This is a genomic window from Hymenobacter guriensis, from assembly GCF_015773195.1.
In the GTDB taxonomy this organism is placed as follows: Bacteria; Bacteroidota; Bacteroidia; order Cytophagales; family Hymenobacteraceae; genus Hymenobacter; species Hymenobacter guriensis.
The window spans coordinates 374,392-392,196 of record NZ_JADWYK010000002.1; the positions used below are offsets into that span (position 1 = coordinate 374,392).

At 59.9% G+C, this 17,805-nt stretch carries 15 protein-coding genes; 4 read left to right on the forward strand and 11 right to left on the reverse strand.

Features of this window, described 5'->3' with window-relative positions; translation table 11 throughout:
- The 8 genes from I5L79_RS05025 to dapF all read right to left on the reverse strand — a co-directional run bounded on the left by I5L79_RS05025 (position 1) and on the right by dapF (position 9,448).
- Positions 1 to 396, reverse strand: coding sequence for a hypothetical protein (locus I5L79_RS05025; protein ID WP_196953932.1), 396 nt, complete (start codon positions 394 to 396; stop codon positions 1 to 3).
- A gap of 5 nt (positions 397 to 401) precedes the next feature.
- Positions 402 to 959 carry a sporulation protein gene (locus I5L79_RS05030; protein WP_196953933.1) on the reverse strand — a complete coding sequence of 186 codons (558 nt, stop codon included), beginning with the start codon at positions 957 to 959 and terminating at the stop codon, positions 402 to 404.
- Positions 937 to 1,623 (reverse strand): deoxyribose-phosphate aldolase, encoded by a 687-nt coding sequence (deoC, locus tag I5L79_RS05035; RefSeq protein WP_196953934.1) that lies wholly within the window; start codon positions 1,621 to 1,623, stop codon positions 937 to 939. Before deoC ends, I5L79_RS05030 begins: the two co-directional genes overlap by 23 nt.
- Positions 1,624 to 1,707: 84 nt before the next feature.
- Entirely contained in the window at positions 1,708 to 5,115 is a 3,408-nt protein-coding gene (gene secA / locus I5L79_RS05040; protein WP_196953935.1) for a preprotein translocase subunit SecA, read from the reverse strand.
- A gap of 240 nt (positions 5,116 to 5,355) precedes the next feature.
- Complete coding sequence (glf, locus tag I5L79_RS05045) at positions 5,356 to 6,534, reverse strand: UDP-galactopyranose mutase (RefSeq protein WP_196953936.1); 1,179 nt, start codon at positions 6,532 to 6,534, stop codon at positions 5,356 to 5,358.
- A gap of 54 nt (positions 6,535 to 6,588) precedes the next feature.
- Complete coding sequence (locus tag I5L79_RS05050; RefSeq protein ID WP_196953937.1) at positions 6,589 to 7,812, reverse strand: glycosyltransferase family 1 protein; 1,224 nt, start codon at positions 7,810 to 7,812, stop codon at positions 6,589 to 6,591.
- Positions 7,813 to 7,977: 165 nt separating this feature from the next.
- On the reverse strand, positions 7,978 to 8,493 hold the full coding sequence (locus I5L79_RS05055; RefSeq protein ID WP_196953938.1) for a GNAT family N-acetyltransferase: 516 nt from the start codon (positions 8,491 to 8,493) through the stop codon (positions 7,978 to 7,980).
- A gap of 148 nt (positions 8,494 to 8,641) precedes the next feature.
- Positions 8,642 to 9,448 (reverse strand): diaminopimelate epimerase, encoded by an 807-nt coding sequence (gene dapF, locus I5L79_RS05060; protein WP_196953939.1) that lies wholly within the window; start codon positions 9,446 to 9,448, stop codon positions 8,642 to 8,644.
- A 236-nt stretch (positions 9,449 to 9,684) separates the two neighbouring features.
- Here dapF and I5L79_RS05065 point away from each other — a divergent pair, with 236 nt between their 5' ends.
- The 3 genes from I5L79_RS05065 (at position 9,685) to I5L79_RS05075 (ending at position 12,838) form a co-directional block, all read left to right on the forward strand.
- A complete protein-coding gene (locus tag I5L79_RS05065; protein WP_196953940.1) occupies positions 9,685 to 10,569 on the forward strand; it encodes a class I SAM-dependent methyltransferase in 885 nt (294 codons plus the stop codon).
- 154 nt (positions 10,570 to 10,723) lie between these two features.
- Positions 10,724 to 11,671 carry a Ppx/GppA phosphatase family protein gene (locus I5L79_RS05070; protein WP_196953941.1) on the forward strand — a complete coding sequence of 316 codons (948 nt, stop codon included), beginning with the start codon at positions 10,724 to 10,726 and terminating at the stop codon, positions 11,669 to 11,671.
- Between the two features lie 99 nt (positions 11,672 to 11,770).
- The gene (locus I5L79_RS05075; RefSeq protein WP_196953942.1) at positions 11,771 to 12,838 is read left to right on the forward strand and encodes an Ldh family oxidoreductase; all 1,068 of its coding nucleotides are present in this window, start codon (positions 11,771 to 11,773) and stop codon (positions 12,836 to 12,838) included.
- A gap of 66 nt (positions 12,839 to 12,904) precedes the next feature.
- On the opposite strand, the gene I5L79_RS05080 is transcribed toward I5L79_RS05075, so the two are convergent.
- Entirely contained in the window at positions 12,905 to 13,732 is an 828-nt protein-coding gene (locus tag I5L79_RS05080; RefSeq protein ID WP_196953943.1) for a murein L,D-transpeptidase catalytic domain family protein, read from the reverse strand.
- 329 nt (positions 13,733 to 14,061) lie between these two features.
- Between I5L79_RS05080 and I5L79_RS05085 the strand changes: the two genes are divergently transcribed.
- The gene (locus tag I5L79_RS05085) at positions 14,062 to 16,428 is read left to right on the forward strand and encodes an alpha-amylase family glycosyl hydrolase (protein WP_196953944.1); all 2,367 of its coding nucleotides are present in this window, start codon (positions 14,062 to 14,064) and stop codon (positions 16,426 to 16,428) included.
- A 60-nt stretch (positions 16,429 to 16,488) separates the two neighbouring features.
- Here I5L79_RS05085 and I5L79_RS05090 read toward each other — a convergent pair whose 3' ends face one another.
- Both I5L79_RS05090 and I5L79_RS05095 read right to left on the reverse strand, forming a co-directional pair.
- Positions 16,489 to 16,974: a hypothetical protein gene (locus I5L79_RS05090; RefSeq protein WP_196953945.1), complete on the reverse strand. Its 486-nt coding sequence runs from the start codon at positions 16,972 to 16,974 to the stop codon at positions 16,489 to 16,491.
- 7 nt (positions 16,975 to 16,981) lie between these two features.
- The gene (locus I5L79_RS05095; RefSeq protein WP_196953946.1) at positions 16,982 to 17,761 is read right to left on the reverse strand and encodes a murein L,D-transpeptidase catalytic domain family protein; all 780 of its coding nucleotides are present in this window, start codon (positions 17,759 to 17,761) and stop codon (positions 16,982 to 16,984) included.
- Positions 17,762 to 17,805: the final 44 nt, after the last annotated feature.

A 17,805-nucleotide genomic window follows, 5' to 3' on the forward strand; every position in this document is an offset into this window, starting at 1 on the left:
TTATTCAAACAATACGCTCAGCGTTGGCTTCACCGTAAGCACCATCGGACGGCCGGGCGTATTGGGGCTGAAGGCGGCTTCCAACTGCTCATCCGAAGCCAGCAGGCGGCTCACCAGCAAACAGTCCGCAAACTCCAGATACTCGCCGCGCTTGTCGTTGTTGTAGCGGATGCGCCCGCGCACGGCCACTGTCAGATCAAGTAGAATAGCCCGGGAAGCAGTGGAAAACAGCGTTACGTCCACCATGCCGTGCTCGGGCCACAATGATACGCGCAGCTGTAGATCCTGCTGCTGCACGCGGTAACGGTAGCTGCCGTTTTCGCCGGGCGTAGGCGTTGCTTCCAGCCCCTGCAACAGGTCCAGCTCATCCCACTGCAACTGGCGCAACGACGACATAAGCGCTAAAAAGAGGTTTTGCTGAGCACTACCTGCGCGGGCTGCAGCTCAGCTTTGGGTGCCAAGGGCCGAATGCGCATCAATGCCGCTTCGGCCTCCAGGCGCGTGAGGTAGTCCCCAATCCAGAGGCGATAGAGTGGCTGCTTGAAGGCAATGTAGTCGGTTTCCTCGGGGTAGCGGCTGATGACTTCGCGGCGGATGCTCATGGCCTGCTCGCGCTCCAGGCCCACGTAGGCCAGGATGCGGAAACCCTGGGCATATTTCACATTTTGATTGGTGAAAGCCTGGTCGCGCAGGCGCTGCTCCACCTGGGCATTCACCTGGTTGGTGGGCGTAACGGCCACCGGCGTCTTGGTCGGTGGTGCGGCGGGCGTTTTAGGAGCGTTGAATACCGGTCGGTAACGGCTCAGCTCCTCCGCCGACAACGTCGGAATAGCGGGCTGACGGGTGGTATCCGGGGCCGATGTTTTGGCGGTAGTCGCAGCCGGGGCCGAGGCCGCGCAGGCACCCAGCGAAATCAAAGCGGAAAGCAAAAGCACGTTACGAAGTAGCAGAAGTTTCATCGGCAGTCGGCAGCAAAGCTATACTATTGGAAGAACCCAGCCGGTCGGCGCCGGCCGCTACCAGCGCCAGAGCGGCCTCGCGGGTGCGGATACCACCCGAAGCCTTGATACGGATATGGGCCGGCAGGTGGCGGCGCATCAGCTCAATATCGGCCACCGAAGCGCCCCGGCTGGCAAAGCCGGTAGACGTCTTCACGAAGTCGGCCCCGGCTTCCGTGCACAGCTGGCAGGCCCGGATGATTTCCTCCTCCGTGAGCAGGGCGGTTTCGATGATGACTTTCAGAATGGCCTGCTTGAAGTGGCACAGCTCAGCCAGCTCCCCTATTTCGTCTTCCACTTCCGCCAGCCGCCCCGACTTGAAGGCCGCCACGTTGATGACCATATCCACTTCCTTCGCGCCATCATTCAGCGCCTGGTGCGCTTCGAAGAACTTCACCTTCGTGAGCTGATAGCCCAACGGGAAGCCTACCACCGTGCATACCGGCACACCGGAGCCGTGCAGCTCATCGGCCGCAAAACGTACGTAGCACGGCGGCACGCACACGGAGGCGAAGCGGTACTGAGCCGCTTCGGCGCAGAGCTGGGCAATCTGATCCCGGGTAGCGTCGGGGCGCAGCAGGGTGTGGTCGATGCGGGCGACGAGGTCGGGGGATGAGGCGGACATAGGCAGCACGGGAAAAGAGAGGAAACAGCAGTGGCAGGCGAAACTCACCTGCCACTGGCTTGTAACTACATAGCTGTAGGAAACTTAGTCGATGAGCACGGCGCGGTTGCTGAGCACGTCTTCCTCCACGCTCTTGTACTTCACGTCGCGCACGATGCGGCCGTCCATGTACTGCACGCTCACCCGGTCGTTGCGGTTAGCCACTTTTTGGGAGCGGGCGGGTGTCTGCTTTTCCAGCACCTGGGGCTGCTGCCCGGCCTGCTCCAAGTCTTCGGGGCCAGCACCCAACGATACCGACGACACCTCTTTCTCGGCGCGCAGCTTAGGCTGGGGCGCGGCCTGCGGAATTTCGTCTTCCACGTAGAACTCAGGCTCGTCGATACCAGCCTCACCGGCCTGCATCGGGATGTCGGCGCGGAACAGGAAATGCACGGTTTCCTCGTTGACCTTCGCAATCATGCGCTTGAACAACTCAAACGACTCAAACTTGTACACCAGCAGCGGGTCTTTCTGCTCGTACACGGCGTTCTGTACCACCTGCTTCAGGTCGTCCATGGCGCGCAGGTGCTTGGTCCAGGCTTCGTCGATGACGGCCAGGGTTACCACTTTTTCCATGCCCCGGATCAGCTCCTGGCCGTTGGTAGCCTGGGCGCGGCGCAAGTTCACTACCGATTGCACTTGCTTGCGCCCATCGGTGAAGGGCACGGCAATATTCTCGAAGGGTGCGTTCTGGGCAATCAGGTCGTTGATGAGCGGCATGGAATGCTCGCCAATCACCTGGCTCTTGTCTTCGTAGTAGCCCAGAGCCTCATCGTATAGCTTCTGGGTGAGTTGCGGCGCGGGCATGCTGTTGAGCTCCTGGGCCGTGAGGTGCGTATCGTAGCTGAACAGGCGGATAACGGCCAGCTTGAAGCCTTCGAAGTCGTTGGTGGTTTTGTGAGCCGTTACGATGTCTTCGCAGACGTCGTAAATCATATTCCACACGTCCAGCTCCAGCCGCTCGCCAAACAGGGCGTTGCGGCGGCGCTTATACACCACTTCGCGCTGGGCGTTCATCACGTCGTCGTACTCCAGCAGGCGCTTCCGAATGCCGAAGTTGTTTTCCTCGACCTTCTTCTGAGCGCGCTCAATGGAGCTGGTAATCATGGAGTGCTGGATAACTTCGCCTTCTTCCAGACCCATACGATCCATGAGTTTGGCAATGCGCTCCGAGCCAAACAGGCGCATCAGGTTGTCTTCCAGGCTCACAAAGAACTGCGAAGAACCCGGGTCGCCCTGGCGGCCGGCGCGGCCCCGCAGCTGCCGGTCGACGCGGCGGCTTTCGTGGCGCTCCGTACCGATGATGGCCAGTCCGCCCGATTCTTTGGCGGTGCCGCGCAGCTTGATGTCGGTACCACGGCCGGCCATGTTGGTGGCAATGGTTACGGTGCCGGGGTGACCAGCGGCGGCCACAATCTCGGCTTCGCGCTGGTTCTGCTTGGCGTTGAGTACCTGGTGCGGGATGTTGCGCAGCTTGAGCATGCGGCTCACCAGCTCCGAAATTTCCACCGACGTGGTACCTACCAGCACCGGACGGCCGGCTTTCACCAGCGTCTGGATTTCCTCGGCCACGGCGTTGTACTTCTCGCGCACCGTCTTGTAGACCTTGTCGTGCTCGTCCTTGCGCGAAATGCCGCGGTTGGTCGGAATCACGACTACGTCGAGCTTGTAGATTTCCCAGAACTCGCCGGCTTCGGTTTCGGCCGTACCCGTCATGCCGCCCAGCTTGTGGTACATGCGGAAGTAGTTCTGCAGCGTAACCGTGGCGTAGGTCTGGGTGGCGTCTTCCACGCGCACGTTTTCCTTGGCTTCAATGGCTTGGTGCAGGCCATCGGAATAGCGGCGGCCTTCCATTACGCGGCCCGTTTGCTCATCTACAATCTTCACCTTGCCGTCGTCGCTCAGAATGTACTGGTCGTCGCGCTCAAACAGGGTGTAGGCTTTCAGCAGCTGGTTCACGGTGTGCACCCGCTCCGATTTCTCCTGGTAGTCGTTGATGAGTTGCTCTTTCTGCTGCAGCTTGTCTTCTTCCGAAATCACGGAGCTTTTCTCAATAGCCGCAATTTCAGATCCAATGTCGGGCATGATGAACAGGTGCGGGTCTTCGCCCTGGGCCGTAATCAGGTCAATGCCTTTTTCGGTCAGCTCGATCTGGTTGTTCTTCTCGTCGATAGTGAAGAACAGGGGCTTATCGGCCGCCGGCATCTGGCGGGAGTTGTCCTGCATGTAGTAGTTTTCTACTTTCTGCAGTACGGCGCGCATGCCCGTTTCCGAGAGGAACTTGATGAGGGGCTTGCTCTTGGGCAGGCCGCGGTAGGCGCGGAACAGCATCAGGCCACCCTCCCCTTCTTTGGGGCCGTCGTTGCCTTCTTTGATGAGCTTGCGCGCCTGCACCAGATACTCCTGCACCTGCTTTTTCTGCTCGTTCACCAGCCGCTCGATGCGGGGCTTCAGCACGTGGAACTCGTGCACGTCACCGCGGGGCACCGGGCCCGAGATGATGAGCGGGGTCCGGGCGTCGTCTATCAATACGGAGTCCACTTCGTCCACCATGGCGTAGTGGTGCTTGCGCTGCACAAGCTCGCCGGTTTCGCGGGCCATGTTGTCGCGCAGGTAGTCGAAGCCGAATTCGTTGTTGGTGCCGTAGGTGATGTCGGCCGCGTAAGCTTTGCGGCGGGCATCGGTGTTGGGCTGGTGCTTGTCGATGCAGTCAACGGTGATGCCGTGGAACTCGAACAAGGGGGCATTCCACTCGGAGTCACGCTTGGCTAGGTAGTCGTTCACCGTTACCAGGTGCACGCCGCGGCGGGCCAGGGCGTTGAGGAAGGCGGGTAGGGTCGATACCAGCGTCTTACCCTCGCCGGTTGCCATTTCAGCAATTTTGCCCTGGTGCAGCACCACGCCGCCAATCAGCTGCACGTCGTAGTGCACCATGTCCCAGGTGATTTCGGCCCCGCCGGCCAGCCATTTATTGCTCCAGATAGCCTGGTCGCCCTGAATGGTCACGTTGCTCTTTCGGCGGGCAATTTCCCGGTCAAAATCTGTAGCGGTAACTACCAGCTGGCCGTTTTCCTTGTAGCGGCGGGCGGTTTCCTTTACGGTGGCAAAGGCCGCGGGCAGCACTTCCATCAGCACCACTTCCAGGTCCTTGTTGCGCTGCTTTTCGAGGGTATCAATCTGGTCGAAGATTTTCTCCTTCTCTACAATATCCAGATTGGGCTCGTCGGTGATGCGCTGGTGCAACGCCCCAAGCTGGTCGTCAATGCCCTTCAGCCGTTCGTCAATGCGGGCCCGCACGTCGGCGGAGTGTTGGCGGAGCTGGTCGTCGGTAAGCGGTGCCAGTTTGGCATATTCGGCGTTGATGAGTGCCACATACGGCAGAATCTCTTTCAAATCCCGCTCGGACTTAGAACCGAACACTTTGGCAACTGCCTTCCCTATGAAATCAAACATGCTGGTAGATATTGACTGAAAACGCCGCAGCGTAACTCAAATTTACGGCGTTTTTCGGGAATCCCCCGAAACGACGAAACCCCAACACCTCAAAGAGTGTGCGGGGTTTCTTTTTGACAGACACATTGGCAAGATGTGAAGTTGTGAAATGGTAAAGTTGTGAATTGACGTTTTGCCGACATATGAATGTTTAAGCAGCACGTCAATTCACAACTTCATCATTTCACAACTTCGCCTTTGCTATTCCTTGGCCGGAGTGCGAGGCAGAATTTTCTCCATGATGGAGGCCGAGCCCGTGATAGGAGGCGTAGTAGCCGCTTTTTCAATGGGCTTGTCGGTGAGCTTCTTATACAGCGTGAGAGCCTGTGCTACCACCTGGTCCATGTTGTAGTACTTGTAGGTAGCCAAGCGGCCTACGAAATGGACGTTGGGCGTTTCGTCGGCCAGCTTCTTGTACTTGTTGTACAGCTCGGCGTTTTCCAGGCGCGGCACGGGGTAGTACGGGTCGCCCTCGGCCTTGGGAAACTCGTACACCAGCGCTGTTTTGGGGTGTTTCTGGCCGGTTAGGGCTTTGAACTCGGTGATGCGCGTATACAGGTTGTCGTTGGGGTAGTTCACTACCGGCGCGGCCAGGTAGTTTTCCTGATTCAGGGTTTCGTGCTTGAACTCCAGGGAACGGTAAGGCAGCTTGCCAAACTTGAAGTCGAAATACTCGTCTACCGGGCCCGTGAAAATCATTTCCTTGAAGGGAATGAAGTCGACTACGTCGTGGTAGTCGGTGTTCAGCATGATGCTGATGTTGGGGTGGTCCAGCATCCGCTCAAACATGCGGGTGTAGCCGTGCAGCGGCATAGCCTGGTAGGTGTCGGTGAAGTACCGGTCGTCGCGGTTGGTGCGGGTGGGCACGCGCGAAGTCACCGACTTATCCAGCTCCGAAGGGTCCATACCCCACTGCTTGCGGGTGTAGTTCTTGAAGAATTTTTCGTACAGCTCGCGGCCTACCTTGCTTACCACTACGTCTTCGGAGGTCTTGATAACCGGCACCTGCTCAGCCACTGACTCAAAGAACTGCTCTACTTCAAAGGAGTTCAGCGACAGGCCGTAGAGCTTGTTGATGGTATCGAGGTTGATGGGCATGGGCACCAATTGACCATCAACCGAAGCCAGCACCCGGTGCTCGTAGGGGCGCCAGTCGGTGAAGTTGGAGAGGTACTCGAATACGTCCCGGGAGTTGGTGTGGAAGATGTGCGGCCCGTATTTGTGGACCAGGATACCCTCCTCGTTGTAATGGTCGTAAGCGTTGCCCGCAATGTGGTTGCGCTTGTCGATAATGAGGACTTTCTTGTTGCTGCGAGTAGCCAGCCGCTCGGCCAGCACGCTACCGGCAAACCCGGCTCCGACGATGAGATAATCAAACATATGGCTGGGCTTGGTTGGTGAAAAAGAGGGCGTTAACAGAGGTTAGTACGTAAGTCAGGCTTTTTTGGTGGCGAGGCGCTGGGCCATCAGGTCTACCATCTGCTGCCAGGTGAGGTCCCAGCTGATGGTTTTGAGGTACTCATCGGTGCGGTGGCGCCAGTCGGTATCGGCGTTCTGCTCAAGCGCTTTCTCAATGGCCTGGCCGAACTCGTCGGCAGTAGCGGCAATGTGTACTAGGTTCAGGTCGCCGTAGGGCCGCACCACGTCGCGGATAGGCGTGCTCACCACGGGCTTGCCAGCCGCCAGGTATTCGGGCGTTTTGGTGGGCGAAATAAACTTGGTGCTTTCGTTGTCGGCAAACAGCAGCGTGGCCACGTCCCAGCCGCGCAGGTAAGCCGGCAGCTCCTGGTAGTTTTTGCCACCGAGGTAGTGGATGTTGGCGGTACGGGGCAGCAGCGCGGGGTCAATCTTCACCACCGGCCCGATGATAATGAACTGCCACTCGGGGTGGGCAGCCGCCAGCTCGCCCAGCAGGGCAATGTCCAGCCGCTCGTCTACCACCCCAAAAAAGCCGATGCGTGGATGCGCAATACTGGCCTGGTCAGCTGGTTCGGGCATTTCCTGGCGGGCCTGCCCGAAGTGGTCTTTATCAATGGAGCTCGGAAACGCGTGGGCGTCGGCATGCTGCAGGCTTTTGGCTTCGTAGAGCGTGTGGCCACCGGTGAATACCAGATCAGCCTTCTGGAAGAGCTCCTGCTCCCGCTCCCGCAGAGCCGGGGGTGCAAACTTGAAAGCCGCCAGCTCGTCCATGCAGTCGTACACGGTAAGCACCGGCTGCAGGTGGCGGGACTTGGCCAGCGCCATGGGCGTGTAGTACCAGAAAATGTATTCGGTGAGGTTGTTATCGGCGAAAAAGCGGGTAAGCAGGTTGGCCTGGGCTTCGTCGGTGGCATCTTCCTGGCCCCGCAGGCGCTGCGGCAAGTGGGCCACTATCACCTTGACGCCGTTTTGCCGCTCTTTCACTTCGATGTGCGGCTCAATCAGGTCGTCGTTGTGAAAGAAAGGTTCCTCCACGTAAAACACCCGGCCCTGCTGGGCAAAGCGCGATAATAGGTGCTGGGGGCGCTGCCACACAAAGTCCCAGTGCAGATGCGCAAAACAAACTAAATCCGGTAATGAGGTGTGAGTAGGGGTAGCGGAATGCAGAGCGGTTTGGGAATGTGCTGGCGTCGGGATAGAGGCGCGCGCGGGCGCCTCGGCCGAGGTCGTGGACGGCATACGGACGGAGAATAAGAAAGTGAAGTGCTGGCCGGGGTCTTTCTAACGATACCACACGCGCCGGTCAGCCTTCTGCCTTACGCCCAAACCAGAGAAAAGGATACAGCGGTAAAGCTGAAATTTTTAACCGATCCTTAATCCTGCACAAGCAAGCTCATCCGTTATTTATAACATATATTGGTATTCTACTACGTCTTCCCAGCCCAACGTATTACGTAACCATTGGCGCCGTATTCCTACCCGAGAAAATCCAATTTTCTCAAATAGATGCTGACTGGCTTCGTTGGAGGCGGCCACCGAGCAGTACACCTGATGCAGACGCAGGGTGCGACGGGCATATGTCAGCAGCAACGCCAGCGAAGCCTGGGCATAGCCCTGCCGACGCTCCGTTGCCAGCACCATAATTCCCACGCCCGCCCGGCCGTGCAGAGGGTTGAAATCAAACAAATCGACGGTGCCTACGGCCTGCTTAGTGGCTTGACTGGCTATGACCAGCCGGAGCTGGCGCACCTGATGAAAATCGGCAGCAGCGTGCTCCAGGTACTGCCGCAGCAGGTGCCGCGACACGGGCGCCAGCGTATCGGACACGCCCCACACGTCGGCATCATTTTCCAGCGCGTACAGGAAGTCCAGGTCCTCCGCTTCGAGGGCGCGCAGGAAAACGAGGTCGTTGCCAAGCATAGGTGTGATAGTAACAGAGAACAGACGGGGCGGAACACTGGGGTGCTTTACCGGATGGCCGCTTTGCGGCCGCCAGTCCGAAGACTGGCTTCTATCCGGCGGCGGGCAGTCTGGCCTAAGTCTGCCGCCAAGGACAACGTGTAACGTGTTACCTGTTACCTGTCACCTCTTCCCACCTTCCCTCAAACACGCGGGTGGCGGGGCCGCTGAGATAAACTTGGGTGAAAGAGCCATCGGGGCGGGCTTCAAACGATACGCGCAGGTCGCCACCGGGGGTGCGCAGGTGAATTGGGCTGCTGGCTCCGCGGCGCGAGGCGGCCAGCGCTACCGCCGTGACGCCGGTACCACAGGAAAACGTTTCGTTTTCCACGCCCCGCTCGTAGGTGCGCACCTGCCAGGGCTGACCGGCAGCCGTGGGCGCTTCCACGAAGTTGACATTGGTGCCCCGCTCCCGAAACCGGTCGTTGTAGCGGATGGCCCGACCTTCGGCAAACACGTTGAGCTCGGCCAGAGAACTTGCGGGAAGAAAGCGTACGAGGTGAGGCGAGCCGGTATCCAGAAACACGTCCTCTTCCACGGCTTGCTGGCCCGCCACGTCCTGCATGCGCAGGTGTACGGTACCATCCGGGTCGATGCTGGCGTGGTGAGGACCATCGGCAGCCAGGAAAGAGGTGGTTTGCTCTATCGCACCCAGGTAGCGGGCAAAAGCCACGGTGCAGCGGCCGCCGTTGCCGCACATGGAGCCCAGGTAGCCATCGGCGTTGAAGTACACCATCTCGAAGTCATAGCCCTCAAGCAGACGCAGCAGAATCAACCCATCGGCCCCGATGCCGAGGCGCCGGTCGCAGAGGCGGCGCACGAGGGCGTGGTCGTCGGCCGGAAACTGACGGGCGCGGTCGTCCACCATCACGAAGTCGTTGCCGGTGCCCTGGTATTTATGGAAGTGTAGCGTCATAGCGAGATTGGGTGCGGCGGAAAAGCCTGCGTCCAGCATAGCTCTGTCCCACCGGGTTTGTTTCGGCCAGTCAGCAAAAGTACACCGGGCTGCGCTAACCGGATGGTTTCGACCAGTGCAGACTGCCCGGGGCGGTCGGCTTACGCAAGCGGAGGCTGCCCCAAGATAATGCGCCGCTCTATCTTATCAGGCCGCGCCTACCAGCCTCACCTCTTCTCATCGTTACCTTTGCGGGCATGTACTCCTTCCTCACTACCAGTCCCTGGCCCGATTACGAGCTGCTCGATGCCGGCAACTTCGAAAAGCTGGAGCGTTTTGGCCGCTACGTGCTGGCCCGCCCTGAGCCCCAGGCCGTGTGGGACCCCAAGCTGCCGGCCAGCGAGTGGCAGCGCGCCCACGCCACCTTCACCCGCGAAAAAGGCAGCCAGGAGCGTGGCCAGTGGAAGCTGCGGCCCGATATGCCCGAGCAGTGGGTGATTGGCTACGAGCGGCCCGACGGCCTGAAGCTGAAGTTCCGGCTGGGGCTGTCTTCGTTCAAGCACGTGGGGCTGTTTCCCGAGCAGGACCCCAACTGGCAATTCATCTACGAGCAGACGCGCAAGCGCCGCGCTGCCGTGCCGCGCGTGCTCAACCTGTTTGCCTATACCGGAGCCGCCACCCTGGCCGCTCGCGCTGCCGGGGCCGACGTTACGCACCTCGACTCGGTAAAGCAGGTGAACTTCTGGGCCCGCGACAACATGGAAGCTAGCTCCCTCGACGGGGTGCGCTGGCTGGTGGAAGACGCCTGGAAGTACGTGCAGCGCGAAGTAAAGCGCGGCAACAAGTACCAGGGCCTGATTCTGGATCCGCCCGCCTACGGCCGCGGCCCGAACGGGGAAAAGTGGCAGCTCGAAGACCAGCTAAACGAAATGCTCAAGCTCTGCCAGCAGCTGCTCGACCCCGAAGACCACTTCTTCCTGATCAACCTCTACTCCCTTGGCTTCTCGGCGCTAATTCTGGACAACCTCGTTACGGACATCTTCCCGAAAACCCACGTCACCCGGGAGCTAGGCGAAATCTACCTGCATGACCAGGCCGCCCGCAAGCTGCCCCTGGGCACGTTCTGCCGGTTTGCGAACTGACCCGTTTTTTGTTGTTGGTTGTTCGTTTTTCGTCTGCCGATAACGCGTATCATGCAGCCTGTTAGCAGGAACGCCCCGTCGTTTTCAGCCGACGCAGTACGCTGGTGCTGTGCCGTCGACCAGAAAACGAACAACCCATAACGAAAACCGAACGATGCTTCACCACCGCCGCCTGGCCCTTATTGATATGGGCACCAATACCTTTCACCTGCTGATTGTGGAATTGCCCGAGCCGCGCCACCAGGAGCCGGTGGTTTTGCTGCGCACCAAAGTAGGCGTGAAGCTGGGCGAAGGCGGCATTAGCCGGGGTGAAATTGCGCCGGAACCCTACGCTCGGGCGTTGCACACGCTGGTCGCTTTTCAGGAGGAAATTGAGCTGCATCAGGTGACGGAAGTGCGCGCCACGGCCACCAGCGCTATGCGCGTAGCCCGCAACGGCCCGGAGCTAGTGCAGGAAATCTTCGAGCAAACCGGCATTCGGGTGGAAGTAATTCCCGGGGAGCGGGAGGCCGAGCTCATTGCCAAGGGCATTCGGAAGGCCGTGCCGCTGGGGGAGGCCACGCATTTGCTGATGGACATCGGCGGCGGTTCGGTGGAATTTATCATAGCCAACGCCAATTCGATATTTTGGAAGCAAAGCTTTGAAATTGGGGCGCAGCGGCTGCTGGATAAGTTTTTCCACCACGACCCGCTTTCCGCCGAAGATATCCAGGCCGAAAAAGCCTACCTGGCCGAGGTACTGGCGCCCCTCACGGCGGCTGTGGCTACGCACGCGCCCGTGGCCCTGGTAGGCGCCAGCGGCACCTTCGATACTCTCTGCGACCTGCAGGCGGCCCGCGCCGGCCAGCCCGAGTTGGTGGGCAAAGCCGCCCCGGCAACGGCTATTCCTCTGGCCAGCTTCCGCGCTAGCTACGCCCAGCTCACCTCCCTCAACCACGCCGGCCGCCTGGCTCTGCCCGGCATGACGCCCCTGCGCGCCGACATGATTGTGGTGGCCTGTGTACTCATTGATTTCGTGCTGGAAACATACCAGCTGCCCGGCATTACGGCCTCCTCCTACGCCCTGAAGGAAGGCCTGCTGGCGGAGCTGCTGGAAGGGTAGGTTGGTAGCGGAAACTTAATCCATCTGTCACGTTGAGCTTGGCCCCCCTTTCCCACTTTGCTCAGCCTGACAGTCTCCTTCTTCTGAACAACGCACTCCATGACCACTACCTTTTCCTATACGCACCTTTTCTCCTTCACCGAAGCCGTTTTCCGGGGTATGGGCTGCCCTGCCGCCGATGCCACGCTGGCCACTGAGACCCTGCTCTCGGCTGACTTGCGCGGAGTTGATTCGCACGGGGTGGCGCGGCTCATCGGCTACGTGCGCCTCTGGGAGGCCGGCCGCATCAACCCCACCCCGCGCGTAGGCGTCACCTACGAAACGCCCAGCACCGCCGTGGTGGATGGCGACGGGGGGCTGGGCCTGGTCGTTGGCCCTAAGGCTATGGAAGTAGCCCTCGAAAAGGCGCGGCAGGTAGGCACGGGCTGGGTGTCGGTGAAAAACTCCAACCACTTCGGCATTGCGGGCTACCATGCCATGAAGGCCCTGGCCCACGACATGATTGGCCTGGCTATGACCAACGCCTCACCCCTGGTTGCCCCTACCTATTCGCTGGAGCGGCTGCTGGGCACCAACCCCATTGCCGTGGCCGTGCCCGCCGGCGAGCAGCCCGATTTTGTGCTGGACATGGCCTCTACCACCGCCGCCAACGGCAAGTTGGAAATTGCCCAGCGCAAGCAGCTGCCCATTCCCGAAGGCTGGGCCCAGGATGCTGCCGGCGTAGGCTCATCGGATGCCAACGCCGTGAAAAACGGCGGGGCGCTGCTGCCGCTGGGCGGGGCCACCGGCTCACATAAGGGCTATGGCCTGGGCGCCGTGGTCGATATTTTCTCGGCGGTGCTGAGCGGAGCCAACTACGGGCCATGGGTGCCGCCGTTTGTAGCGTTTCTGCAGCCCTCGGCCAACCCCGTAGGCCAGGGGCTCGGCCACTTCTTCGGGGCCATGCGCGTGGACGCCTTCCGCCCCGCCGACGAGTTCAAGGCCCATATGGACAACTGGATTACCACCTTCCGCGGGGCCCAGGCCGTTCCGGGCCAGCAGGTGCTCATCCCCGGTGACCCTGAGCGCGAAACCTCCGCACAACGGCTGCTGGAGGGTATTCCGCTCTTGGAGCCTGTGGTGCGCGACCTGGAAACCGTGGGCGCCAAGTTTGGGGTGAAGCTGTAAAACGGCTACCCCACAAAAAAGCCCGACTGCAGTAAGCAGCCGGGCTTTTTTCTTTTCGTCAAACACTTATACCAAGGCACCCGTCTGGAAATAGGTTTGCAGCGCCACGTCCTGGTTAAGGTACTTAGATGAATACTGCGCGTCGGCCCCGTTCAGGAACAGGCAGGTGCCGCCCGTTACGGTGCTGATGATTTCGTTGTACTGGTCCATGGGCAGCGCGGGGCAACCCAGGCTGCGGCCCAGGCGGCCGAATTGCTTGATAAAGTCTTCGCTCACGTACTCGGCCCCATGCATCACCACCGAGCGGCTCATGGCGTTGTCGTTGTAGCCTTCATCCACGCCTTCCAGCTTGAGCGAGCGGCCGTGCTTGCCCTGGTACTCGCCCTGCGTTACGTAGAAGCCCAGGCTGCTCATATTCGACTCATTCTCATTGGAGAAGGTCGTGGCTACGTTCTCGCCTGAGTTGTGGCCATGGGCTACCAGCGTGTTGAACAGGATGTGCTTGCCGGCCAGATCGAGCACCCACAGGCGCTTCTCGGTCGAAGGCTTTTCGAAGTCGATAACCGTGAGCAACTGCTTGTCGTCGCTCAAGCGGCCGTCGTGACGCAGATTCAGGTAGCCGGTCAGGGCCTTTTGAAATACCTCATAGCGCAGACCGGTGGCCTCGGCACCCAGCTCCGAGTAGAGCTGATGCGCCGTGCTATTGAAGGCCGAAGTACGCGGCTCCGAGGCAGTGGGCACACGGTATTCAGCCCCGGTGGCTTTGGCCGAGCCCATGGGCGTGGCCAGCGGGGTGGCCATAAACAAAGAAGCCACGAACGGCAGGATACGACGAGCCGCCCGACGAGCCCGGCGCTTCAGGCGGTTGCGGCGAATTACACTCGGCTTTTCCATATAGATGTTAGGCGTTGATGCGTGTTTAAAATAGCAGCCTCCCGGAAAGAGTGCCTGCGGTAGTTCTGCTATACGCAGAATAGGAGGCAAGGGTGCATTGAAATTATCTGATAATATACTGAATTACATATACATAGGCCCATCACGATTCTGGCATGCTTAATATTTGTGAGTGAATACTCACTTTCTGCAAATAATAACATTATGGCTTCTCATGGGAATTAGCAGTAAGCTCCCTAATTTACATACCGCCTTTGCTGAAACCTCCTTCAAAAAGGCGAATTTTCGCTCTTTCTTCTTTTTACATCACCCCAAATTCCCCAACCTTCATGCACACTTCTATTAAATGGTTACAAAAACTCGTTCTGGCGGGCGCGGCGCTTTGTGTGCTGGGCAACCACCCGGCGCACGCGCAGAAAGTGGTTCTGCAGGGCTTCTGGTGGGACTATTGGAACTCCAACTACCCCAACGGCTGGGCTAACTACATTGCTCAGTTGGCACCCCGTCTAAAAGCCATGGGCGTGGACGCCGTGTGGCTGCCACCGAGCATCAAGAACGGCAACCAGGGCAACGGCTACTCCCCCTTCGACCACTACGACCTGGGCGACAAGTACCAGAAAGGCTTTGTAGGTACGCGTTTGGGCACCAAGGACGAGCTGCTGCGCGCGGTGGCCATTCTGCACGCCAACGGCATTGAGGTGGTGCAGGACATCGTGCTCAACCACGTGGATGGGGCTGGTTCCCAGAGCGGCGCCGGCGGCCAGGACCCAGCCGCCTGGGAAGACTATTCTACCAGCAAGTACAAGAACTTCCGCTACGCCAGCTACACCAAGCCCGCCTCGGCCGAAGATGCGGCCAACTATCTGGCCCGCAATGGCCGCTTCCCCAAGAACTGGCAGAACTTCAACCCCAACCCGGGCAACAACTCAACTTCCGGCGACTGGAACGCCGTGTACTTCGGGCCCGACGTGAGCTACTACTCCGGCTCCTACGGCCAAAGCTCCAACGCTTCCTTCAACCCCGCCCAGGCCTCCGACTATATGCGCAACAACATGCGCAACTGGCTGGTGTGGTACAAAAAGCAAGTAGGCTTTGATGGGGTGCGGCTGGATGCCGTAAAGCACTTCCCTGACTTTGCCATGGAGGATTTCCTGTATAACCTCCAGAGCAATGCCGGCTGGGCCAGCGGCGGGGCCACCATGTACGCCGTAGGCGAATGGGTGGGCTCCTCGGGCCAGATGGACGGCTGGGTGAGCAACGTACAAAACCGCGCCGGCACCTTCGATTTTTCCCTGCGCAACGGTATCTACAATATCGTGAGTGGGGGCGGCAATTTTGATATTGGCTCCTTGCCCGGCTACCAGCAGGGTACGCGAGTGGTGCTCATCAACGGGCAGTACGTGCACCGCACCGTGCCCTTCGTGAACAACCACGACACCTACCGCCCCACTACCGACGCCACGGGCAACATCACGGGCTGGAACACCGGTTCGGAGCTGGCCCCGCATATTGACTCCGGCGACGGGCGTATTTCAGCCGCCTACGCCGCTGCCCTGGCGCTGGATGGTTCCCCGCAGATTTTCTTCGAGGACCTGTTTAACGTATCGACGACAGGCAAGCGGTTCTCGCACCAGCCCACCAGCACCACCGACCTGCCTACCCACTCCGACATCGAGAACCTGATCTGGTGCCACCAGAACCTGCGCTTCAAGGACGGCGCCTACAAAGTGCGCTGGCAGGCCGCCGACCACCTCGTGATTGAGCGCAGCACCAAGGCCATTATCGGCATCAACGACAACTGGAGCGCCTGGCAGAACAGCACTGTTTCCACCGATTTCGCGCCCGGCACCGTGCTGAAGGACTACTCCGGCGCCAACGGCACTGCTACCGTGACGGTAAGCAGCTCGCAAACGGTGAGCATCAACACTCCGCCCTGCAACGGCACGGCCGCGGGCGGTCGCCGCGGCTACTCGGTGTGGGCGCCTACGGGCATCGGCACCAACTACGTGCGGGCAGCTATGGCCACCACCCAGGAATGGGAGCTGGCCGATGATTTGGGCGACTCCCACGCTTCTTCCCTGAAGCAGGGCGGGCAGCTGCCAGCCGCATCTACCGCTTACCGCACGGCGGGCCGCATCTACTCGGCTTCCGGCAAAACCGTTAGCTACAACCTCTTCCCGACTGATGCCACCCGCAGCCTCACGGTGGAGCTGGTGAACGGCAGCGGCACCATTCTGACGAGCAAAACCGGTATTGGTAACCTCACCGGCACCTACACGCCCACGGCCGCCGGCTGGATTACGCTGCGCGCCAAAAACGCCAGCACCGCCAACCCCGCCCAGCGCGCCTTTGTGAAAGTGACGTACACGGCCCCCACGGCTGTAGTGGGCTCCATGACGGCCCGGGGCGGCACCACCGTAACGGACGTTGCCTCGGAAGCTACCCTGACCGACGCCCTGCACGTGTACCCCAACCCTACCGCCGCTAACCGCATCGACGTAGTAGTGGAATCGGTGGGGCAGCGCACGGCCACCCTGCGCCTCTACGACCTGACCGGCCGCCTGCTACACCAGCAAACCGCCCGCCTCTACCCCGGCACCAACGAGCTGCGCCTGAGCGTGGAAACCCTGCCCGCCGGCGTGTACCAGCTCTCCTCGCCCGAGCTGAACCGCAGCAGTAAGGTGATAGTGCGGTAATTTCCGCTTAAGCCCATCTGCAAAAAGAGCCGCTGGAGTTTCCAGCGGCTCTTTTTCTTATTAGGCTTTACGGCCTTTAATAATCTGTGTAAGCCTTGTGATTTTTATTGAGTCAAGTGCCGGCCAGTGCGTCTCAGCATACGCATATGAAGCAAACTTTTTGATTGCTCGATAGAATGGCAATATAATGTCGTTGACAGAGCCTGTGATTTCACTGTGCATAGTTCTCCTCTCTCTATAGCCGGCGTAATCATCATCTATATACCAGATTGTCAATTTGTATTGTGTGTCCTTTCGACAAAAGCAGAAATCATAATACTCTGGCTCCAGCCACCAATACATAGTCACTTTAACTTCGTCTGGCCCCATTACTACTTCTTTTAGCGCCTTAGCCAATTCTGTCACCGGTTCCAGCAATACTGCTGATGATTTGAATAATAGCTCACTATCATTTACGACAATCCTGACAGGCAGCCAATAGTAGCTTGGCTCTCCAAATTCCACTATCATATCTTTTAAGATATCTAATTGGTCGATAATCAGCATTTGTATTCTACAACCACCCGCGCGCTGCCAACCTTTCGGCAGCAACTGCCCCATCCAGCCACTTCGATTCCAGGCCGGGACCGCTGAGCAGCAGGCAGCTTCCTTCGGGCACCGCGGCAATGATAGCGCGGTACTGATCCGGGGGCAGGGCGGGGCAGCCACGGCTGTTGCCGGCCTGCCCGTGCCGCTGCAGGTGGCGGCGGCTCACGTAGTCGGCGGCGTGCAGCACCACGTAGCGGCGCAGGGCGTTGTCGTTCTGGCCCGCGTCGAGGCCGCGCAGGCGGCGCGAAAGGCCGTGTTTGCCCTGGTACGTGTCTTGGGTGGCGTAGAAGCCCAGCGCCGTGCACGCCGATTTGATGGTGTTGGAAAACCGGCGCGCCCGCAGGTGGCCCGAGCCCCGGCCGTGCGCCACTGGGCTATGCTCCAGCACTTCGGCCCGGCGCAGGTCAATTACCCACAGGCGTTTTTCGGAGGAAGGCAAATCCATGTCGGCCACAGCCAGCACGCCGGCGCGACGTACCCGCCCGGCCCGGCGCAGAGTGAGGTACCCCACGCAGGCTCGCTCCAATACAGAAGGGCGCAGCGTAGCCGCTGCCGGCCCCAGTCGTTTATGCAGTGCCCGTACAGCCCGCCTCAACGAATCGGGCACGGCTGCCAGAGGCGCTACGGGCGTCAGCCGCAGCGAGTCGGGCACCACCACAGTTGCTACCGGCGTGGGCGGCACCGGCATGGTCCGCGGCTCCTGCCGCGCAACCTCCGGCGACTGACAGGCCGCTAAAACAGCCATCAGCCCCAAGAGAGGCTGCCAGGAGCAGACAGCCCACGTAACAG